The following is a 20,268-nucleotide window of genomic DNA, read 5'->3' on the forward strand; positions in this document are numbered from 1 at the left end:
GGTGGCCACGCCGGGCCGTCTACGCGCGCGACCGCCTGGAGCGCCTGGGCCCCCCGGTGCTGGCATGACGGACGCCGAATTGGATGCCTTCGAGGTGTCCGTTCGCGCCGAGACGCGGGTTCTCTTGCCATGCCATCTGCTGAGGGACCGCTTCGTGAGGGCGTTGGAGGTCGTGCTCCTGCTCGATCGCGCGCTCGTCCTGGAGGAGCTGTGCTTCCAGGTCGAGATCCTCCATCGCTTCGAGCCGCGCCTGTCTCCGCGCAACCTCGCGCTCATCGCGTCACGGAGCGTTTGAGGCTGGGTCGATGCTTCCTCCGCCGGTCCGTGTCGGGCACGGACCGGCGGGGCCGGCGTCTCGGGCGCGGCGCCAGCCACAGGTGCCCCGCGCTTCGTCAGGGCCCCAGGGACTGCACCGGAGCAGGCGTCAGCCGGTCCGTCGTCGTCCCATCGCCCAGTTGGCCAAAGGAGTTGCCGCCCCAGGCCCAGACGGCGCCATCGGACGTCGTCGCCAGTGTCTGGTGATTGCCTGCGGAGATGGGGACAACCCCGGTGAGGTGGGCGTAACCCGGCGGTCTCAAGCGGTGAACGCACCACGCGGGTGCTCACCATGGCACCCTGCTTGATGGGAGGCACAGGGTGCGAGGCCGAGGGAAAGCAGCAAGGCTGACGGGTGAGGATAGGCTGGAGATTCGGCGGCGTGTCATCGCTGGCGAGAGCTTCGAGCAAGCGGCGCTGGCCATCGGCTGCTCGAAGAAATCCATTCAGCGGCTCCTGGTGAAGACAGGCGGACTGCTCGGAGGCGCCCGCGAGGAAGGGCAGAGAATGACAAATATGTCGGCTGTGTCATGGGTGTCTTGGAATGGCGGCGTTGTATGCCCATGGCAGGAAAGAGAGCCGCGTCTCACCCATGGCTGGGAGGGAAGGGCCTCCGCCCGGACAACGCTCGCCAATAGAGACTCCAGAAGGGCTATCCTCCCGCTCCCATGAAAGTCCTCGAACGAGGCAGTGCTCCCCATGCGCCGCTGCGGCTCAGCCCCCTCGTGGGGAGCGTGCAACGCATCCGCGTCCGCTCCGAAAGCCAGGGCGCCATCAAGGACGCGGGCCAGAAGACGCCGCTCCCTCCGGTTCCTGGCGTCCAGATGGTGCTCGCCGCGGAGGTGCTCAGCGTGTCCGCTTCCGGGGAGGTGCGCTTCCAGTTCACGCTCGAAAGCGCGGCGCTCCTCATCCAGCCCGGCACGCCGCCCCAGGCCGTGGAGAAGCTCCACGCACAGCTGGAACCCCTGCCCGGACTGACAGGCGAGGGACGCGTGGGCTCGGACGGACGCTCCCAGGGCTTCACGCTGAAGCTGCCCAAGGACATGGCCGCCCCCGTACGCGACCAGCTCCAACAGGTGACGGCCACCCTCGCGGGTCTCGGGCGCCTGCTCCCACTCGAAGCCCTGGGGCTGGGGGCTCGCTGGTCGCCTCCCTTGCCCGGCAAGGGGCCCCTCTCCGGGGCTCGGACCACCCTGGAGCTCAAGAAGCGGGAGGCCACGGGCTTCGGCCTGCGATTGGAGCTGGACTCCACCTCGAAGCCCCAGCCCGCGCCGGAGAACCTCCGCACGAAGAAGGGCGGCGAGTCCCTCACCACCTACGTGCGAGGTCAGGGCGGCTGCACGTTCAGCCTGGACCGGCTGTGGCCCACGCGCTTCGAGCTGGACGTCGAGACACGTCTGGCATTGCGCGCGGAAGACAAGGACTCACCGCGTCGCATGGACAGCTTCGCGACACTCCAGATGCGTCTGCGCGAGCTGTCGTTCAGTCCCCCCAGGACCCAGGCCGCCGCCACCCGCGCCAGCCGGCGTTGACCGGGGCCTGAGGGTGTCCAACCTCTCGTAATTCCAGGACTTCTGTCCAGCCGCGACAGGGGACGCAACCGCGAGCCCCTTTGATGGATAATCAGCGCAGAGGGGTTTCATGGGCCCGATGTGAGCGGCCCTCTTTATTTTCGCTGCGCCCGATTGGGGGATGCGCATGGGTATCGACGGAACTGGCAACAATCGTCCTCGGCAGCCGGTCACGGCACAGCCTCCCGTGGTGGCGCCACCGCCGCCGCCTCCTCCTCCAGCTCCGCCCGCGAACGTCGCGACCCGGCCCGTGGCGAACGAACAGTCCACCTTCGACCGGACCGCGCCCCGGGAAGGCCCGCAGCTTGCCCCGCCGGCCAGCTCGCTGCTGACGGAGAACACCCAGGACGCGCAGGCCAACTGCCTGGACAAGGCGGCGGACTGGGTGGATACGGCGACCCCCGCGCTGCGGGCCCGCTCGGAGCTGGTGTTCCTCAAGGACACGCGTCCCGGCCAGGAGGGGCAGACCGGCCACGTCATCGTGCGGCAGGGTGAGCGCGTCGTCGACCCCTCCAGCGGCAAGAGCTACGACAACCTCCAGGCCTTCCTGAAGGAGCAGCCGCAGTACAAGCAGTCGGGGACGCTGTCGGGGACCTCGGCCCACAAGATCTTCTCCGCGCCCCCGGGCTCGCCGGAGCGTCAGAAGGCCATCGCGGACGCGAAGGTCTCGCCCGAGCTCCAGCGCATGATGGTCGCGGACTCGCCCCCGGGCACGACGCCCGCGAGCCCCGCGCAGGCGCCCGCGGCCCCCGCGTACACCGCCGAGCAGGCCAGCAAGGACGCCACCGCGCTCTACGAGGCCACGGACGGCGGCATCACCGGGTGGGGGACCGACGAGGACAAGATCTTCCAGACGCTCGAGGGCAAGACGCCCGAGCAGGTCAACCTCATCCGCCAGGCCTACAAGGACCACTACAACAAGGACCTGGACGCCAAGCTCCAGGACGAACTGGGCGGAGACGACTGGACGCGCGCCCAGGCGATGCTGAAGGGCGACACCGCGAAGAACGACGCGGTCGTCATCCAGTCCGAGCTGGATGGCGTGTTCGGCTCCTCGGAAGCGGTCCTCAAGACGCTGGAGAAGCGCTCGCCCGAGGAGCGCAAGGCCATTGCCCAGAAGTTCGCGGAGCAGAACGGCGGCGCCCCGGCGGGCCAGTCCGCCGAGGACTTCATGCTCTCCAAGCTGGGCAAGGAGCTGGACTCGGACGAGATGTCGCGCGCCCGGAGCCTGCTCGGCGCCAGCCAGGCCCAGACGCCCCAGCAGAAGCTGGAGCTGGAGACCCAGGCCCTCAAGGAGGGTCTGAAGCGGGACATGGACGGCCTGGGCACCGACGAGGACCGCATCTTCGAGCGCCTGGAGAAGGCGACGCCCGAACAGCGCGCCCTCCTGGCCAAGGACCCCGCCGTCGCCGCCCGCCTCAAGGACGAGCTGGGCAGCGAGGACTACGACCGCGCCATGGGCCTGCTCCAGGGCACCCCCGGCCAGGCGGACGCGGCGCGCATCCGCGACGCCATGAGCGGCTGGACGGGCGCGGACGAAAAGGGCGTGCGCAAGGTGCTGGAGGGCAAGACGCCCGCCCAGCTCGACGCCATCAAGAGCGAATACCAGCGGCAGACCGGCAAGTCGCTGGAGAGCGAGATCCGCGGCTGGGGCGGCGCGGACGCGGACGTGACGCTGCGGCTGCTCAACCCTCCCGCGCCGGGCGACAAGAAGGCGCAGGCCGAGGCCGCCGCAGAGAAGCTCAACCTCGCCATGGACGGCCTGGGCACCGACGAGGACGCCATCCGCCAGACGCTGGAGGGCAAGTCCAAGCCCGAGCTCGACGACATCGCCGCGGCCTACAAGGAGAAGTACGGCAAGGACCTGCGCGCGGAGCTGGACTCGGAGCTGGATGGGCGCGACGAGCTGGAGCTGCTCAAGCAGAACTACGACCTGGGCGCGGTGGATGCCAACGATCCCAACGCCGCGCAGGAGCGCACGCGCCGCCTGCGTGAACAGCAGGCGAACGAGTCGGGTTTCGGCTCCTGGGTGCTCGGTGGCGTCCAGCGCACCATCAAGGGCGAGTCCGACAACGACCGCATCAACAACAACCTGGCGCGGGCGGAGACCGCCATCCAGGCCGGCGACACGCAGCGGGCCAATACGCTCACCGGCTATGGCGCGGACGACGTGAAGTCGCTCCAGACGAGCAAGGACTCGCTGGCGGACGGCGCGGCCAGCGCCGCCGTCGTCGTGGTCACCACCGCGGCCGTCATCGGCACGGGTGGCGCGGCCACGCCGCTGGCCATCGCGGGCTACGCGGCCCTGGGCGCGGCGACGCGCGTGGGGACGTACGCGGCCCTCCAGGGTGACGCGGCCGGCGGCCAGGAGCTCTTGCGCCAGGCCGGCATTGGCGCGGTGGAGGGCGGCACGGCGGTGCTGCCCGTGGGCAAGGGCGCCGGGGCCGTGACGGCCGGGGCCCGCACGGGCGCCACCACCGCGGCGAAGGAGGTCGCGGGCACCGCGGTGCGCGAGACGGTGGAGACGTCCGTCAAGGCCGCGGCCATCCAGGGCGCGAAGGAAGGCGCGGTGGGCGGCGCCGCGGGTGGCGCCTTCGACGCGGCCACGCGGAGCGAGACGTGGGAGAACGGCGTCGTCAACGGCTTCGTCGAGGTGGGCAAGCGGGCCGCCATCGACGGCACGGTGGGCGCGGCGACCGGTGGCGTGGTGGGCGCGGGCACGGCCAAGGCCGGGCAGCTCATCCGCGAGGTGCGGGCCAAGGGCGCCCTGGAGACGAACGGCCCCAACATCCGCTTCACGACCTCCGAGGGCCGCGTCTTCGAAGGCACGGTGACGCCGGAGAACGCCAAGGACGTCCTCAAGCTCGTCAAGGCCGCGGACCTGCGCACGGGGAAGACGGCCGGCAGCTACGAGGTCCGTCAGGCCATCCTGGAGCGCTCGGGCGGCAAGGTCAGCACCTTCGAGGCCTTCACCGTCGGCGAGCCCCCCAAGGACGGCTCGCTGTGGACGTGGCTGGAGGAGCCCAAGAACTGGGTCCCGGAGCGGCGGGAGCTCCAGCAGAAGCTGCTCAACACGGAGCTGGACAAGGCGCAGACGCTCTCCGACCGCCTGGAGCCCAACACCGTCTACGCGCTGCGCGGCAACACCGCCGCGGGCAAGACGACGGCCGTGAAGAGCGACCCGCACCTCAAGAGCAAGGTCCTGGACGAGCACGGCGAGCTGAGCGGCGCCCTCAACCCGGACCCCATCAAGGCGAAGATCGCCGAGGCGCACGACGGGAAGATCTCCACGTCCCAGGCGCACGTGGAAGGCTCCATCATCTCGCAGCGGGTGGAGAACGAGATGCTCTCCCGGCCGGGCAGCTCGGTCGTCTACGACAAGCGCTTCGCGGGCGAGAGCGACATCCCGCGCATGTTGAAGGCCGTCGAAGGCCGCAACGTGAAGATCGTCGACCTGGAGGTCCCGCTGGAGACGTCCAGCGTCCGCGTGCTCATGCGCAACCCGGGCACCGCGGATCCGCTCGTCCCGTTCGAGGCCGTGGAGGGCGGCTTCAAGGGCGTGCGCCAGAACCGGCTCGAGCTGCTCATGGGGCGCGAGGGTGAGTTCCAGGGCGTCATCAACAACCCGAAGATCACCGACTACAAGCTGATGGTGACGGACAACACCGGCAAGCAGGTGCTGGTGGCGGAGAAGCGCAACGGCACGTGGCACGGGCCGGACACGGCGGAGAAGCAGGCGCTCTTCGACAGGGCCGTCATGGAGAGCCCCGCCGCCGAGGCCGCGCGCGTGAAGAACACGGTCATCGACGATGCCTTCATCGACCGGCAGGTGGGCGCCATCACCGACCCCGGGTTCGCGCAGAAGATGCGGGCCCGCCTCACCGAGTACAAAGGCAAGACGCTGGGAGAGGCCCTGGAACAACACTCGAAGAAGACAGAGTGAGCCCGCGGCGTGTGCCCGCTTCATCCATGGGTTGAAGCGGGCCGCTCGCGGCCCTAGCCTGAAAAAGAGTGTTGCACCCTCGAGGAACGCGCATGCCGACATCCGCCGAAGACACCCTGAAGCAACTCCGCGACGCGCAGCAGCAGCGCAAGGCGACCGAGCGGGAGCAGGTCGCGAAGGCCCGGGCCACGTCTGGCAAGGAGCCCTTCGACATGGAGAAGCTCCGCGCCCTCTACAACCCCGCGTGGGATCGCGGTGACGCGCCCCTCACGCCCTCCGCCATCGAAGACTACGAACGGCGGTACTACCTGGAGTCGCCCCAGGTGAAGACGCTCCAGCAGTTCGCGGAGCGCCTGGCCTTCCTGCGCGACAACGACGCGACCTGACACTCCCGGGCATGGCATTCCTCCGCCCGGGCCTTGTGCCGGGCTGGGGACCGCGCTCAGGGGCCGGAGGGCAGAGGATCCTCCAGCAGCGCCTGCGGCCGGTGGTGGGCAGTCGGGCGGCGGCACCTCGATGGCGCCGATGCTCTCATCGCGGACGTAAAGCCGCTCGCTTCTAGCGCAGCGCCGCCCGTGCATGTCCCCCGTGCTGCTCGAGCAGCGCCTGGGGGCGAAACGGTTGCGCACCCACCTACCCGCGACAGTGGCTCCTCGCCCCCGGAGCACCAAGCGGTCGCTCTCCCTCCGCCGCTGCGGTTGCGCCTCCGCGCCCCGGGCGCCAGCGTCAAGGCTTGATCATGAGGCATACGGGAGCCAACGCAATGGCGGAACAAATCACGCAGAAACAGAAGGCCCAGGAGCCTGTCATCCCAGCTCAGCTGGGGGTCCAGACGAACCGCAAGATCGAGGACCACGCGCTCATCGGAAACATGCGCTCGGCGGCATTGGTCGCCCGGGACGGGACCATCGACTGGTTGTGCCTGCCAGACTTCGACTCGGACGCCTGCTTCGCGAGCCTGCTCGGGACGGAGGAGAACGGTGAGTGGGCGCTCGCACCGAGGGAGTCCATCCAGAAGATCACCCGCCGCTATCGGAAGGACACCCTGATCCTCGAGACGGAGTTCACCTGCGCCTCGGGCTCCGCCCGGTTGATCGACTTCATGCCTGTCGGCCAGGAGTTCCCCAGGATCGTCCGGACCGTCGTGGGGGTGAAGGGGACGGTGGCGATGCACTCGAAGCTGACGCCACGCTTCGCCTTTGGCCGCTCCATCCCCAAGGTAGAAAGCGTGGGCGGCTCGCTCCGTGCGTTCGCCGGCCCGGACGCCATCTTCCTCCGGCGCACGGACAGGGATACGGCGTCCCCACTGGTCTCGAACTTCGAGGTGACCGAGGGCCAGCGGTTCTCCTGGGTGATGAGCTGGAACTACTCGTGGTTGGATCAGGTCCCGCCGAACCTGGATGCGGACCAGTCCGAACAGGAGACCGACCGCTACTGGACCCAGTGGGCGTCGAAAATCGTCCCGCCGCCGAGGTACCGCGACGAGGTCGTCCGCTCCCTCATCACCATCAAGGCCTGCAGCTACGAGAGCACGGGCGGAATCGTGGCCGCGCCCACCACGTCGCTCCCGGAGACGCCGGGAGGCGAACGCAACTGGGACTACCGCTTCACGTGGCTGCGCGACGCCGCGCTCGCGCACAACGCCCTGTCGCGCGCGGGCTTGCGCGACGAGGCATCCTCGTTCTGGAAGTGGGTGATGCGCGCCATCGCGGGAGACCCCGCCCAGATGCAGATCATGTACGGAATCCGAGGCGAGCGCCGCCTCACGGAGTCCACGCTGGACTGGCTCGATGGTTACGGTGGCGCGAAGCCCGTGCGCATCGGCAACGGGGCCTACAACCAGTTCCAGCTCGACGTGCTCGGCGAGGTGGCCGCGGTGCTCTACGCGGGCGCGAAATACTTCGGCGAGGTCGGCCCCGTCGCGCAGCGCGCGCTGCTCAACGTCGCCGAGCACGCGATGAAGGTCTGGCAGAATCCCGACAAGGGCATCTGGGAGATGCGCGGACCCGATCGCCACTTCACCGCCTCCAAGGTGGCCGCGTGGGCGGCGCTCGACCGGGCCATCAAGGCCTCGGATGAGACGAAGATGGCGGCCCCGATGGAGCGGCTGCTGGAAGCCCGGGAGAGCATCTTCGAGGAGGTCTGCGCGCAGGGGTTCAATCGCGAGCTGAACAGCTTCGTGCAGTACTACGGCGGCAAGGACATGGACGCGAGCCTGCTCTACATCCCGCTGACCGGCTTCCTTCCGGCAACGGACCCACGGGTGGTGGGCACGGTGGAGTGCATCGAGCGCGAGCTGCTCCAGGACGGGCTGGTGCTCCGCTTCAAGCCGGACGCTACCGGCTCCGTGGACGGGCTCAGTGGAGAGGAGGGCACCTTCCTCGCGTGCTCGTTCTGGCTCGCCGACACGTACCAGATGATGGGGCGCTTCGAGGATGCCCGGCGGCTGTTCGAACACCTGCTGTCCTTGAGCAACGACCTGGGCCTGCTCGCCGAGGAGTACATGCCGAAGCTGCACGCGCAGCTGGGCAACTTCCCGCAGGCGTTCAGCCACTTCTCGCTCGTCAACGCGGCCTACATCCTCACCGAGCCCCGCGCCTGACGCGGCTCCCGGGCCTTCTTCGAAGGCCCGGGAGCTCCAGGGCGCGAGCCCTCAGTCCGGCCAGGTCCAGTCCGCGATCTCAGGCCGGTCCCGGCCGTGCTCGTGCGCGTAGGCCAGGTTGTCGAGGATGGCGTTCTTCATCTCCTCCTTCAGGTGCCCCGCCTTCGCGTGCAGCGCCGGCACGCGGTCGATGACGTCGATGACCAGGTGGTAGCGGGACGTCTCGTTGAGGATCGCCAGCTCGAAGGGGGTGTTGATGTTGCCCTTCTCCCGGTAGCCATGCACGTGCAGGTCTTCGTGGTCGATGAAGCGATAGGCCAGCTTGTGGATGAGTGACGCATAGCCGTGGAAGCTGAAGATGATGGGCTTGCCCGGCGGGAACAGGCCCTGGAGCTCGCGTTGAGTGGACCCGTGCGGGTGATCCGCCGACGACTGGAGCTTGAACAGGTCGACGACGTTGACGAAGCGCAGCTTCAGGTTCGGTGCGCGCGCGCGCAGGATGGAGGCGGCGGCCAGGGCCTCCTGCGTCGCGACGTCACCGCAGCAGGCCATGATGACATCCGGCTCCGCGTCCTCGTCCGTGCTGGCCCGCTTCCAGATGCCGAACCCCTTGGCGCAGTGGGCGACGGCCTCGTCCATGCTGGTGAACTGCAGGTGCTTCTGCTTGTCCGCGACGATGACGTTGACGCAGTCGGTGCTGCGCAGGCACTGGTCCGCCACCACCAGCAGCGTGTTGGCATCCGGCGGCAGGTAGATGCGCGTGACCGAGCCGGACTTGTTCGTCACCAGGTCGATGAAGCCCGGGTCCTGATGTGAGAACCCGTTGTGGTCCTGACGCCACACGGTCGAGGACAGCAGGATGTTCTCCGAGGCAACGGGTGCCCGCCAGCTCACGTGGTTCTTGCTGATGTCCAACCACTTGGCGTGCTGGTTGAACATGGAGTCCACGACGTGGGCGAACGCCTCGTAGGTGTGGAAGAGGCCGTGGCGCCCCGTGAGCAGGTACCCCTCCAGCCAGCCCAGCAGCGTGTGCTCCGACAGCATCTCCATGACGCGGCCGTCCCGCGCGAGGTAGCCCCCGTCGGCATCCTCTGGCACCAGGTTGGCCATCCAGGTCTTCCCGCTCACCTCGTAGAGGGCCTGGAGCCGGTTGGAGGCGGTCTCGTCCGGACCGAAGACGCGGAAGCTCGTCGGGTTGTCGCGCATGACGTCGCGCAGGAACTCGCCGAGCGGCTTCGTGTTCTCATGCAGCGTGGTGCCGCGCGAGCCGACCTTGACCGCGTAGTCGCGGAAGTCAGGCAGCCTGAGCGCCTTGCGGAGCAGGCCGCCGTTGGCGTGGGGGTTCGCGCTCATCCGCCGGGCCCCCTTGGGCGCGAGCGACCGGAGCTCCGGCATCAGCCGTCCCTCCGCGTCGAACAGCTCCTCGGGCCGGTAGCTGCGCATCCAGTCCTCGAGCGCCTTCAGGTGCGCCGGGTTGCCTCGCACGTCGCCGAAGGGAACCTGGTGTGAGCGCCAGGTCCCCTCCAGCTTGTGCCCGTCCAGTTCCTTCGGACCGGTCCAGCCCTTGGGCGAGCGCAGGATGATCATGGGCCAGCGCGGACGCGTCGGGGTGTCCGTCAGCCGTGCCGTCTTCTGCAGGGAGCGGATCTCCTCGACTGCCTGCTCCAGGGTCTGCGCCATCTTCTGGTGCATCTGGGCCGGGTCGCTGCCCTCGACGAAGTAGGGCTTGTAGCCGTAGCCGACGAACAGCGCCTCCAGCTCCTCCGGGCTGATGCGGGCGAGGATGGTCGGGTTGGCGATCTTGTACCCGTTGAGGTTCAGGATGGGCAGCACGGCGCCGTCCCGCACGGGGTTGAGGAACTTGTTCGAGTGCCAGGCCGTCGCGAGTGGCCCTGTCTCGGCCTCGCCGTCACCCACGACGCAGGCGACGATGAGGTCCGGGTTGTCGAAGGCCATGCCGTACGCGTGGGAGAGGCTGTAGCCCAGCTCGCCGCCTTCGTGGATGGAGCCTGGCGTCTCCGGGGTGACGTGGCTGCCGATGTGCCCGGGGAAGGAGAACTGCTTGAAGAACTTCCGCATCCCCTCCGCGTCCATGCTCTTGTCCGGATAGACCTCCGAGTAGGTGCCCTCCAGGTACGCCGGCCCGAGCACGCCCGGGGCGCCGTGGCCCGGCCCGGCCACGAAGATGACGTCGAGGTTCTGCTCGACGATGAGCCGGTTCAGGTGGACCCAGGTGAACGAGAGCGCCGGGCTCGCGCCCCAGTGGCCGAGCAGCCGGTGCTTCACGTCCTTCGGCACCAGGGGCCGGTGCAGCAGCGGGTTGTCCTGGAGGTAGATCATCCCCACCGCCAGGTAGTTGCACGCCCGCCAGTACGCGTTCATCAACTCCACTTCCCTGGCGGTGAGCGGTCCTCCGCCTCGGGTCTGCTCGCGGCCTGGAGCGGAGGGCCCCTGGCCGTGCTCCCTGGCGGACAACGGCGATCCATACTCCGACGCTTCCGTTCCTTCGGGGTGTGCCATGACATGCCTTCCATCAGTGGTGGGTGTGGAGTGTGGAGTCGGACGGGGCGACACCCGCTTCGCCCTCCATGTCCGCGCTGTACGCGCCCAGGGCCGCCGCGCTGTCGCACCAGGCGCGGTGGCGGAACGCCTGCTGGGCGGCGGGCACCTGCGCGCTCTGGCCCCGCCAGGCTTCGAGCGCCTCGTCCTGCAGCGCGCGTCCGTAGGAGAAGCTCAGCGTCCAGGGCTTCGGGCCTTCCAGCGCGTTGATGGCGTTGAGGTGCTCCGTGGCCAGGACCGCGTCCTGTCCGCCGGACAGGAAGACGATTCCGGGGACCGCGGGCGGCACGTGGCGCGTCAGGACACGCAACGTCGCCTCCGCCACCTCCGCCACCGGGACGTGCCTCGCGAAGCCGTGGCCAGCGGTGACCATGTTCGGCTTGAGCAACATCCCTTCCAGGGACGCCCCCGCGGCGAAGAGCTCATCGAAGACCGCCTGCAGCACGCGCCCCGTCACGTCCTCGCACTGTTCGAGCGCGTGCGCGCCCTCCATCAGGACCTCGGGCTCCACGATGGGCACCAGGCCCTGCTCCTGGCAGAGGACGGCGTAGCGCGCGAGCGCGTGCGCATTCGCGTGGATGCACGCCGCGGAGGGCATCCCGGCGCGGATGACGAAGACCGCGCGCCACTTGGCGAAGCGCGCGCCCAGCTCGCGGTACTCCACGAGCCGCTCGCGGAGCCCGTCGAGCCCTTCCGTGACGGACTCTCCGGGCGCGCCGGCCAGGGGGTGGACGCCGGCGTCGACCTTGATGCCGGGGATGATGCCGCGGTCCGTCAGCAGCTCGACCAGCGGAATACCAGCCGCGCTTTGCTGACGGATCGTCTCGTCCTGCATGATGACACCGCCGATGAATCCGGTGATGGCGGGCGTACTGAAGAGCAGCTCCCGGTAGGCGCGGCGGCTGTCCGCGGTCGACTCGATGGCGCGCGCGGTCAGGCGCTTCGTGATCGTGGAGACCGTCTCATCCGCCGCCAGGATGCCCATTCCGTCTGCAATGATGGCTCGCGCGGTTTCACCGAGCCCTGGCCTCGTCGGCATGTGTTCCTCCCATCCCCCGGAGGGAAACGTGAGGGCGTACCGGTGCGCCAACAACTGGCGGTGGGGCGCCTGGCAGCGGGTCTGCCTTTGCGCACCGGGCTGGATGGTGCGGCCCACGTCGCGATGCCATCTTGATGCAGGCCCCCACTGTCACGGATGACGCCCGGTGTGCGGAGGCGGCGAGCGGGCGGGCGGAGACAGCCATGACCATCAAGTTGCTCATCGCGGACGTCGACGGGACCATGGTGACGAGGGACAAGGTCCTCACGCCGCGAACCTGCGAGGCTGTCGCCCGGCTGCGCGCCAGCGGCATCCAGTTCACCCTCACGAGCGGGCGGCCGCCGCGTGGGATGGCAGGTCTGGTGGCCCCGCTGAAACTCACCGCTCCCCTGGCGGCCTTCAACGGCGGCGTGTACGTCAAGCCCGATCTCACGACGGTGCTGGCGCAGCGGACCCTGCCGCCCGCCATTGCCAGACAGGCCATCGACTTCATGCTCCAGGCGGGCCTGGATGTCTGGGTCTACCAGGGGGTGGAGTGGTTCCTCCGCGCCCCCGAGGCCTTCCGCGTGGCGCGCGAGCGGAGCAACGTCGGGTTCGATCCGGTCGTCATCGCGGACCTGTACGGCGTGCTCGATGCAGTCATCAAGCTCGTCGGGGTGAGCGAGGACACGGCGCGGGTCGCGCGCTGCGAGGCGGAGCTCGCCTTGCGGCTGGGCACCGATGCGTCGGCGGCGCGTTCGACGCCCTACTATGTCGACGTCACGCACCCAGAAGCGAACAAGGGGATGGTCGTACGCGAGGCCGCGCGTCTGCTCGGGCTTCCCCTGGAGCAGATAGCGGCCATCGGGGACATGGCCAACGACCTGCCCATGTTGAGCATCGCCGGCATGGGCATCGCCATGGGCAACGCCAGCCCGGAGGTCCAACGGCCCGCGCGCCACGTCACGCGCACCAACGAAGAGGAGGGGTTCGCCCACGCGGTGGACACCTTCATCCTGGGCCAGCCGCCCCTCGCACGGACGAAGCTGGGGCTTCCACCGCGCGCGCGCGCCTGCCTCTTCGGCCTCGACGGCGTCCTCACCCAGACCGCCAGCCTGCACGCCCGGGCCTGGAAGCAGCTGTGCGACTACTACCTGCGGCAGAGGGCGCGGTCCTCGCGGCAGCCCTTCATCCCCTTCGACCTGGTGCGCGACTACAGCCGCTGCTTCGACGGCAAGCCGCCCCTGGAAGGCATCCACGCGTTCCTCGACGCCCGCGGCATCGAATTGCCGGAGAGCACGGTCCACGCGCTGAACGAACGCAAGGGAGAGCTCCTGGTGGAGCTGCTCCGGCAGGAGCGGGTGGAGACGTATGAGGGGACAATCCGCTACGTCCAGGCGGCGCGCGCCGCGGGACTCCGGACCGCGGCGGTCTCCACGAGCAGGCACTGCGCGGAGCTGCTCCAGTCCGCCGGCATCCCGGACCTCTTCGACGCGCGGCTGGACGCCACGCAGCCCCCCGAGCTCTACCTCGCGGCCATCTGGGCACTCGGTGCCGACGCCGAGGAAGCGGTCATCTTCGAGGACACGCCCGCCGGCGTCGCGGCCGCGCGGGCAGCCCACTTCGCCTATGTCATTGGCGTCGACAGGGTGGGCCGGCCCGCAGAGCTGCGCCGCCACGGCGCGGACCTCGTGGTGGCGGACCCCGCCGTGCTCCTCGGGCAGGACGAAGCCTCCTGAAGGCGCGCCTCGTCCGCTTCCGCCGCGCGACCGTCCGGCTGGAGCAGCAGGGGCTGCTCATCCAGGGGAAGGTGACCTTCGTCCGGAAGCGGTCAGGCGACGAGAACTGGATCTCCTATTCCTTCTCCTGCCGGAAGAGGAACAGGACTGGAATGCCGTGCCGGCTTCCGCCCGGCTGGAACCAGAGCGCGTCCGGCACTTCATCAAGGCGCTCGTCGAGGTGGTGAGCGAGGATTTGGGCCGGCGGTTTGACGCGTTCTGGAGTGCTTCGATGGATTCCCTGCGCCGTTCCGGGCAAGGCAGCGCGCGAGCTTCGCGAGAATCCTGCGAGCGCATGTCGCCCACGACTTCGGATCCGGCTGGAGGTGCCCTGGCTCCCCCGTGTCCCGAAGGATGCGACGGGGGAGCGTGGGCGTGAGGCCCTACTGCTTCGGGGCGATGGAGACCTTCAAGCCCGGGGTCCAAACCTTGTGCTCGTCCGCGTAGTACAGGTACGCGCGGCTGGCCGGGCCGGTGTAGGTGCCGGGCACCGCGGCCACCAGGGACAGCGGCACGTCGATGCGCTTGTTCGGCTCCATGCCGCGCCAGTACAGGACGACGTCGCGCCCGAGCACCTCGTACGCATCCACCACCTGGCGCTTCACCAGCTCCTTGAGCTGGTCATGCCGCACTTCCAGGCCGCCCGGCACGCCAAGGATGGCCACCGCAGTGGGCAGCTTCTGGTCCGTGCGGTTGGAGACGCGCACCCGCGCCTCGGTGGGCTCGCCCTCGATGAGCTCCGCCTTCGCCAGCGACACCTCCAGCGCCACCTGCGTGTCCTTGGAGCTTGCGGGTGTGAGCGTGTTGTAGGTGACCTCCACGGAGTACGGCAGCTCCGCGCCGTCGTCCATCCGCAGCTCCAGCTTGCGCTCGCCCGGTCCCAGCAGCGCGCTCACGTCGGGCAGCTTGAGGGCTTCCTGGGTGGAGCCGTCGAAGCGCATCGGCTCGCCCACCGGACGGCCCTCCACGTAGACGCGCACCCGGCCCGGGACGAGCCTGGACGCGCGCTGCTTGTCGTAGGCGATGATGGCGCGCAGCGCGAGCACCGTGCTCTGCGTGGCCCCGTAGCGGCCGCCGTCGCTGGACTCCGCGATGAACTTCATCGCGCGCTGCACGTTGAGCGCGTGGGCGGGCTCGCGCATCCAGGCCAGCGTCGCCAGCGCGGTGGTCTCGATGTCCAGCGTCTCTCCGGAGCTGCCCACGATGGACTGCGTCGCGCCGCCCACCACTCCGTCCTGCTTCTGCTGGGACGCGAGCCGGTCCATCAGCGCCCGCGCCTCGGGGGTGTCTCCCGCGAGCGCCAGCGCGTTGGCCGCCAGCGCCAGCACATAGCTGTTGGTGCTCTTCTTCGCCGCCGCCTTCAGCGAGGCCACCTCACGTGACAGCTCCTGCGCCTGGGCCGCCGGCCTGCCCGCGCTCTCCAGCAGCGTCCAGAGGATGTACGCGTTCGACGTGTCCGCGTCCTCCACCCACACGTGCAGCGCGCGGCGGTTGCGCTTGAAGCCGCCCTGGCCATCCCGCTGCTGCATCAGCCACCCGCGCGTGCGCTCCAGCATGGCGGTGTCCACCTCGCGCACCTGCACCATGTCCGTGAAGTGCAGCAGGCCGAACGCGGTCAGCGCCTCGTGGCCCGGGTTCTGCCCGAACCACTCGTAGCCCTTCTCGGACGTCTCGTAGCCCACCAGCCGCTGGTAGCCGCGCTCCAGCTTCTCACGCGCGTCCGCCATCAGCTTGGGGTCCACGCCGGTGTGCGTCTGGAAGTACTGCTGCGCCATCGTCATGGGGTACGTCGTGGAGCTGGTCTGCTCGAAGCAGCCGGAGGGCTCCTGGATGAGGCGGGCCAGCGACTCCGTCATGTTGGCCAGCGGGGCGGGGTACACGGCGATGGACGTCTTCACGCTGCCCGGCACCACGGTCTCCGGCAGCACCACGCGGTGCACCGCGGGCGCCTTCGCGGACACCAGCCCGCCGAAGGACACGCGGCCCGGGAAGCCCCGGGGCTTGATGGACAGCGTGCGGGTGACGACGTCCGTGAACTGGCCCGCGTTCGCAGTGAGCTTCACGTCCACCGGCCGCGCTTCCTGGCCAATCTCCAGGGAGAAGAGCTGCCGGGCCCGCGCGCTCGAGGCCAGATCCACCGGAGCCCCGGCGGTGACCTTGACGTCTCCCTTCAGCTCCACCCGGGCGCTCGCCCCGGACAGCGTGGCCTGGGTCCCGTTCACCAGCGCCACGGGCAGCCGCACCGCGTCACCGGAGGTCACCTCCAGGGGCAGCTTGGGCTCGGCGTAGAACGGCTGCACCGACTCCAGCTCCGCCACCGCCGAGCCGAGCGCGCCGTCGCCGCCCACCGCGCCCGCGAACGCCTTGAACGTCGTGACCGAATCGCTCATCGCGAAGGACACCTCGGCCACGCCGGTCTGGGCGTCCGTGCGCACCCCGGCGTTCCAGTAGAGCGTCTCCGCGAAGTCCACCCGGTCTCCGTCCTTGCGCTCCATCCGGGCCGAGTGCGCGAACTCGCGCAGATAGAGCCACTGTCCCAGGTCTCCCCGCCAGTCCAGGTTGTACGACCGCCGCGCGCGCGCGGACTTCATCTCCCGCGGCGCCTCCTCCTCCTCGATCTTCTGGAACGCATCATCCGCCACCACCGATGGCGCCGCGGCGAGGGCCTCGGGCTGGGGCTCGGCGGCGGGGGGAGGGACGGGGCCGGCGACCGACTTGTCCACGGCCCGCTCCATCCGCACCGCGGCCTCCTCGTCGACGACCGCGCCCCCCAGTTCGAGGTTCGGGCCGGGCTCGGGGGCGCGGACGGCTCCACGGCTGCTCAGCTGGGGCCTGCTGGGCCGCGGCTCCTGCGGCCAGCGCACCGCGAGCATGCGCAGCGCCGCGTCGCCATTCCTGGCGAGGAAGCTCTTCGTGTCGGCCAGCGCGAAGCGCCGCCAGCCCTGGGTCCCCAGCAGCAGGTCCACCGCCAGCGTCGACCTCGGGTTCTTCGCGTCCAGGTAGAGCTGCGCGTCCGCCAGCTCCCGCACCTCGGGCTCCAGCAGCACCATGACGGGGAGCTGCGGCGCCTGGTCGCGCTTCTCCTGCATCTCCAGCACCGCGTCGTCCGTGACGGTGAGCATCACCAGCGCGGAGACCGGCTTGCCGTCCCGCGTCGTCCGGGCGGTGATGCTCACCGGAGCGCCGGGGACATAGCGCTCGCGGTTCGCCTTCAGCTCGACCGTCAGCTCCTTCGACGGCTGGCGGAACACCAGTCGCTCGGTGAGGGGCCGCCCGTCGTGATCCCACACCGTGGCCACGAGCACGCCGTCCGCCTCGCCCGCGTCCAGCGTCACCGGCCCGCCCTTGTCGTCGCGCAGCACCGCCGAGGCGACGCGCACCTCGCGCTGGCTCAGGGTCACTGTCGCGCCCTTGCCCACGCCAGACATCCCCACGGCCAGCCGCACCGTGCCTCGGCCTGCGGGCACCACGTCCTCCAGCACGCGGATGACGGCGCCCCGGGGCTTCACCTCCGGCAGCGGGAAACTCTTCTGGATGCCCGACGGCGCGTCGATTCTCAGCGCGTACCGCACCCCCGCCTGCGGGGTCAGCTCGAAGCGGCCACGGCCCTCGTGCTCCGAGCTCACGCGGGCGACCACCTTGCCGCTCTCCACCTCCACCACGCGGCCCATCAGGTCCGCCGGCTTGCGCGCGGGCGTGCGCGCCTCGAAGTAGACGCGCGAAGCGAGCCCCGCCACCAGGTCGCCGCCCTCCGGGTACAGGGCGATGTCCAGCGTCTGGAGGAGGATGGGAATCGTCTTCGCCGCGGACTCCACCACGCCGCCGTCCTGGATGGTGAAGGCCAGTGTGCCCTCGCCGCGCTCCATGGCCGCGGGCAGCGGGAAGCTCACCGAGCAGCGCCCCTTGCCATCCACCGTGCAGGGCACCTTCGCCACGGTGGCGCCGTCGACGAGCGCGGTGGCCGTCACCTGCGCGCCCGTGGGCACGCCGCCCTCCGCGCGCTTCACGTCCAGCGTGGCGGTGACGGTGTCACCGGGGCCATAGCCGTCGCGCTGGAATTCGATCTGCGACTTGAGCCGGGGGGCCCGGTAGGCGCGCACGTCGAACTTGCGCTCCGCGGGGGCCGCGCCCGTCCACGGGTAGGTGACGCGCACGGTGTACTCACCGCCGGCCTGCCCCGCGGGGACGGGCCAGGCGTAACCCCAGACGGCGTCCGTCGTGGACACGGTGCCGGTGGTGATGACGTCTCCCTTGGGCCCGCGCAGCTCCATCCGTGCATCGAGCGAGCCCACATGGGGCTTGCGGTTCCTGGCGTCCAGGATGAGGCCCCGCACCAGCACCTGCTCCCCGGGGCGGTAGAACGGCTTGTCGGTGGTGAGGTGGGTCAGGTAGCGGTTCGGGCCGCCCAGGGACTGGGTGGTGGTCCGGGCCGCGAAGGTATCGGGTGACAGCAGGGCGAGGAGGGCGGCGAACCCCATGGGGAGCAACGCGCGCGGAGGCTTCGGGACGTGTGAGGACATGGCCTCATTCAACGGGCGGGGGCCTTGGAAGTTCTAGCGGGTCAGGCGGCACACCGCGTCGCGGTGAGCGGCGCACCCTGCGCGACAGCGACGACTCCGAGGCCTGCTGGGGCGGTAGCGTTGCTCTAGTTCCGCTCGCCGAGCAGCGCGTCCAGCTTTTGGTAACAGGCTTCCATGCCCTGATCCATGACGGAGGCGAGCGCGCCGTCGCGGTCTTCTTTCGAGTCGTAGGTTTGCGTGATGCTCATCGCTGTGGTGGCGCCCTGATCGGCGAACTGGTGCTTTTCCACGAGCGAGCCCACCTTCTGGCCCGACCCCAATGCCATCGTTTCCGTGTGAACGGCGTGCTCGTACAGGGCCACCTCCGTGAATTCGCCCCGGAGTGTCATGACCGGATTGGCTTCATCGCTCTTCCACGCCACCGAGAGCTTGCCGCCCACGCGCGCATCACACTCGCAGGTGATCACGGTCCAGCCCGGCGGCGGCAGCATCCAGCGACGCATCCTGTCCGGAGTGAACATGGCCTCCCACACCAGCCGACGAGGCGCATTGAACGTGCGGGTGAGGACGAGGGTGGTGTCCGTGGGGGTCGAGATTCGCAGGCCCTGGGGTGAAGGGGTGTTCATGGTGTTGTGACTCGTGACAGACGACCGGGAGGGGTCGGAATGGGTTGAAGGGCGGTGAGACGCTCAGGTCCGGCGGGCACGCGCTCGCTCCTCGGATTTCATCTCATCGAGCAACGAGTCCAGCGCTTCGAAGCGGGCCTCCCAGTGCTGGCGGAACGACTCGGTCCAGAGCGTCGCTTCCTTGAGTGGCGCGGCCTCCAGCCGGCAGAAATGCTGTCGGCCTTCGACGCGGCGCCGGATGAGCTTGGCGTGCTCCAGCACGCGCACGTGCTTGGTGGCCGCCGGGAAGGTCATTTTCAGGGGCGCGGCCAGCTCACTGAGGTTGCGTTCCCCGCCCGAGAGTTGCCGGATGATCGCCCGCCGGGCCGGGTGGGCCAGGGCGTGAAACACGAGGTCCAGCCGGGGTGATCGATCCAAAACCATGTGGTTTACTATACCAACTGGTTTCACGAGAGCAATCTCGCCTGCCGGAGTTCCGTGAGCGGGTCGTCGAGCTGTTGAAGTCGTGGTCGGTCGGACGCATGCTGAAGCCGATGGCGACATCGCTCTATGACCTCAGTGTGCCCACCTTCCTTCAGACCGTGAGGGCCGTCTCGGGCTTTCTCGACCGTGCGGTCAGGCACTGCGCTGAGACGGGTGCTGATCCCGACGACTTCGTGAACGCTCGTCTTTTCGACGACATGGCGCCCTTCCACTTTCAGGTCGAAGCCACATGGCACCATTCCGTGTGGGGGGTGGAAGCCCTCAAGACCGGGGTGTTCGCACCGCCTGCCTTGGTCGGACCGGTTCCTTTCGCCGACCTGCAGGCGATGATCCGCAAAGCGGAGGTGGCGCTGGAGGCGTTCACGCCCGAAGAGATCGATCAATGCGCGGGCAAGGACCTGGACCTTCAGATCGGGCCGCGGAGGCTCGCCTTCACGCCGGAGACGTTCATCCTCTCGTTCTCCCTGCCGAACTTCCATTTCCACGCTGTCACTGCCTACGACATCCTCCGCTCGCGAGGTGTGCCGATAGGCAAGCGTGATTACGAAGGCCAGCTGCGCACCAGGTTCGGAGGAGGCAAGGGCGGGGATTGAGGCAGCGCAATTCGGCGAAGCGTCCTCGCCCGACGCGAATGCGCTGCACACGGACGACCTCGCCCTCTGCAGCCAGGATACCCACGACGTCTTGATCATCCTGGGCGCCGACTTCACGCCGCAGGATGCGGAGCGCCGTGTGTCCCAGTCGCTCCTCCTCTCAAATCCTGACCTGTGGCATCCCTCTCCCCCGACCCGGCAGATGCTTTACAGCCTCTACGAGAGAGTCACAGGCATGCGTCCCGAGCCTGTCGTTTCTC

12 protein-coding genes and 1 pseudogene are annotated in these 20,268 nt (G+C 69.3%); 7 read left to right on the forward strand and 6 right to left on the reverse strand.

Going from position 1 to position 20,268, the window contains the following annotated elements:
• Positions 1-14: 14 nt before the first annotated feature.
• A pseudogene (locus tag D7X99_RS22655) lies at positions 15-295 on the forward strand (methyltransferase); the annotation flags it as partial.
• A 97-nt stretch (positions 296-392) separates the two neighbouring features.
• Here the strand turns inward: D7X99_RS22655 and D7X99_RS22660 are convergent.
• Positions 393-578 (reverse strand): hypothetical protein, encoded by a 186-nt coding sequence (locus D7X99_RS22660; protein ID WP_121779595.1) that lies wholly within the window; start codon positions 576-578, stop codon positions 393-395.
• A 405-nt stretch (positions 579-983) separates the two neighbouring features.
• Here D7X99_RS22660 and D7X99_RS22665 point away from each other — a divergent pair, with 405 nt between their 5' ends.
• The 4 genes from D7X99_RS22665 (at position 984) to D7X99_RS22680 (ending at position 8,431) form a co-directional block, all read left to right on the forward strand.
• Positions 984-1,847, forward strand: a complete 864-nt coding sequence (locus D7X99_RS22665; RefSeq protein ID WP_147476224.1) for a hypothetical protein — start codon at positions 984-986, stop codon at positions 1,845-1,847.
• A gap of 166 nt (positions 1,848-2,013) precedes the next feature.
• The gene (xopAJ, locus tag D7X99_RS22670) at positions 2,014-5,829 is read left to right on the forward strand and encodes a XopAJ/AvrRxo1 family type III secretion system effector zeta toxin (RefSeq protein ID WP_147476225.1); all 3,816 of its coding nucleotides are present in this window, start codon (positions 2,014-2,016) and stop codon (positions 5,827-5,829) included.
• 92 nt (positions 5,830-5,921) lie between these two features.
• Entirely contained in the window at positions 5,922-6,215 is a 294-nt protein-coding gene (locus tag D7X99_RS22675; protein ID WP_121779598.1) for a hypothetical protein, read from the forward strand.
• Between the two features lie 377 nt (positions 6,216-6,592).
• The gene (locus D7X99_RS22680; RefSeq protein WP_121779599.1) at positions 6,593-8,431 is read left to right on the forward strand and encodes a glycoside hydrolase family 15 protein; all 1,839 of its coding nucleotides are present in this window, start codon (positions 6,593-6,595) and stop codon (positions 8,429-8,431) included.
• A 51-nt stretch (positions 8,432-8,482) separates the two neighbouring features.
• On the opposite strand, the gene D7X99_RS22685 is transcribed toward D7X99_RS22680, so the two are convergent.
• Both D7X99_RS22685 and D7X99_RS22690 read right to left on the reverse strand, forming a co-directional pair.
• Positions 8,483-10,951: a phosphoketolase gene (locus D7X99_RS22685; protein WP_171805312.1), complete on the reverse strand. Its 2,469-nt coding sequence runs from the start codon at positions 10,949-10,951 to the stop codon at positions 8,483-8,485.
• 13 nt (positions 10,952-10,964) lie between these two features.
• Positions 10,965-12,029, reverse strand: a complete 1,065-nt coding sequence (locus D7X99_RS22690; protein WP_121779600.1) for a class I fructose-bisphosphate aldolase — start codon at positions 12,027-12,029, stop codon at positions 10,965-10,967.
• A 203-nt stretch (positions 12,030-12,232) separates the two neighbouring features.
• On the opposite strand from D7X99_RS22690, the gene D7X99_RS43190 reads away from it, so the two are divergent.
• Complete coding sequence (locus D7X99_RS43190; protein ID WP_233613623.1) at positions 12,233-13,747, forward strand: Cof-type HAD-IIB family hydrolase; 1,515 nt, start codon at positions 12,233-12,235, stop codon at positions 13,745-13,747.
• A gap of 422 nt (positions 13,748-14,169) precedes the next feature.
• On the opposite strand, the gene D7X99_RS22705 is transcribed toward D7X99_RS43190, so the two are convergent.
• The 3 genes from D7X99_RS22705 to D7X99_RS22715 form a co-directional block, all read right to left on the reverse strand.
• Positions 14,170-18,306: an MG2 domain-containing protein gene (locus D7X99_RS22705; RefSeq protein ID WP_121779601.1), complete on the reverse strand. Its 4,137-nt coding sequence runs from the start codon at positions 18,304-18,306 to the stop codon at positions 14,170-14,172.
• A 125-nt stretch (positions 18,307-18,431) separates the two neighbouring features.
• Entirely contained in the window at positions 18,432-18,932 is a 501-nt protein-coding gene (locus D7X99_RS22710) for an SRPBCC domain-containing protein (RefSeq protein ID WP_121779602.1), read from the reverse strand.
• A 63-nt stretch (positions 18,933-18,995) separates the two neighbouring features.
• Positions 18,996-19,355, reverse strand: a complete 360-nt coding sequence (locus D7X99_RS22715; protein WP_121779603.1) for a helix-turn-helix transcriptional regulator — start codon at positions 19,353-19,355, stop codon at positions 18,996-18,998.
• Between the two features lie 98 nt (positions 19,356-19,453).
• Here D7X99_RS22715 and D7X99_RS22720 point away from each other — a divergent pair, with 98 nt between their 5' ends.
• Positions 19,454-20,008: a DUF1993 family protein gene (locus tag D7X99_RS22720; RefSeq protein ID WP_233613625.1), complete on the forward strand. Its 555-nt coding sequence runs from the start codon at positions 19,454-19,456 to the stop codon at positions 20,006-20,008.
• The last annotated feature ends 260 nt before the right edge of the window (positions 20,009-20,268 follow it).

Origin of the sequence: Corallococcus sp. AB032C, assembly GCF_003668935.1 — a bacterium.
GTDB classification, from domain to species: domain Bacteria; phylum Myxococcota; class Myxococcia; order Myxococcales; family Myxococcaceae; genus Corallococcus; species Corallococcus exiguus.

Excerpts from the sequence above, each read along its gene's own strand:
- D7X99_RS22705 (WP_121779601.1), bottom strand. The coding sequence starts at position 18,306 with ATGTCCTCACACGTCCCGAAGCCTCCGCGCGCGTTGCTCCCCATGGGG.
- D7X99_RS22675 (WP_121779598.1), top strand. The coding sequence starts at position 5,922 with ATGCCGACATCCGCCGAAGACACCCTGAAGCAACTCCGCGACGCGCAG.
- D7X99_RS22710 (WP_121779602.1), bottom strand. The coding sequence starts at position 18,932 with ATGAACACCCCTTCACCCCAGGGCCTGCGAATCTCGACCCCCACGGAC.
- xopAJ (WP_147476225.1), top strand. The coding sequence starts at position 2,014 with ATGGGTATCGACGGAACTGGCAACAATCGTCCTCGGCAGCCGGTCACG.
- D7X99_RS22715 (WP_121779603.1), bottom strand. The coding sequence starts at position 19,355 with ATGGTTTTGGATCGATCACCCCGGCTGGACCTCGTGTTTCACGCCCTG.
- D7X99_RS22665 (WP_147476224.1), top strand. The coding sequence starts at position 984 with ATGAAAGTCCTCGAACGAGGCAGTGCTCCCCATGCGCCGCTGCGGCTC.
- D7X99_RS22720 (WP_233613625.1), top strand. The coding sequence starts at position 19,454 with ATGCTGAAGCCGATGGCGACATCGCTCTATGACCTCAGTGTGCCCACC.
- D7X99_RS43190 (WP_233613623.1), top strand. The coding sequence starts at position 12,233 with ATGACCATCAAGTTGCTCATCGCGGACGTCGACGGGACCATGGTGACG.
- D7X99_RS22685 (WP_171805312.1), bottom strand. The coding sequence starts at position 10,951 with ATGGCACACCCCGAAGGAACGGAAGCGTCGGAGTATGGATCGCCGTTG.
- D7X99_RS22690 (WP_121779600.1), bottom strand. The coding sequence starts at position 12,029 with ATGCCGACGAGGCCAGGGCTCGGTGAAACCGCGCGAGCCATCATTGCA.
- D7X99_RS22680 (WP_121779599.1), top strand. The coding sequence starts at position 6,593 with ATGGCGGAACAAATCACGCAGAAACAGAAGGCCCAGGAGCCTGTCATC.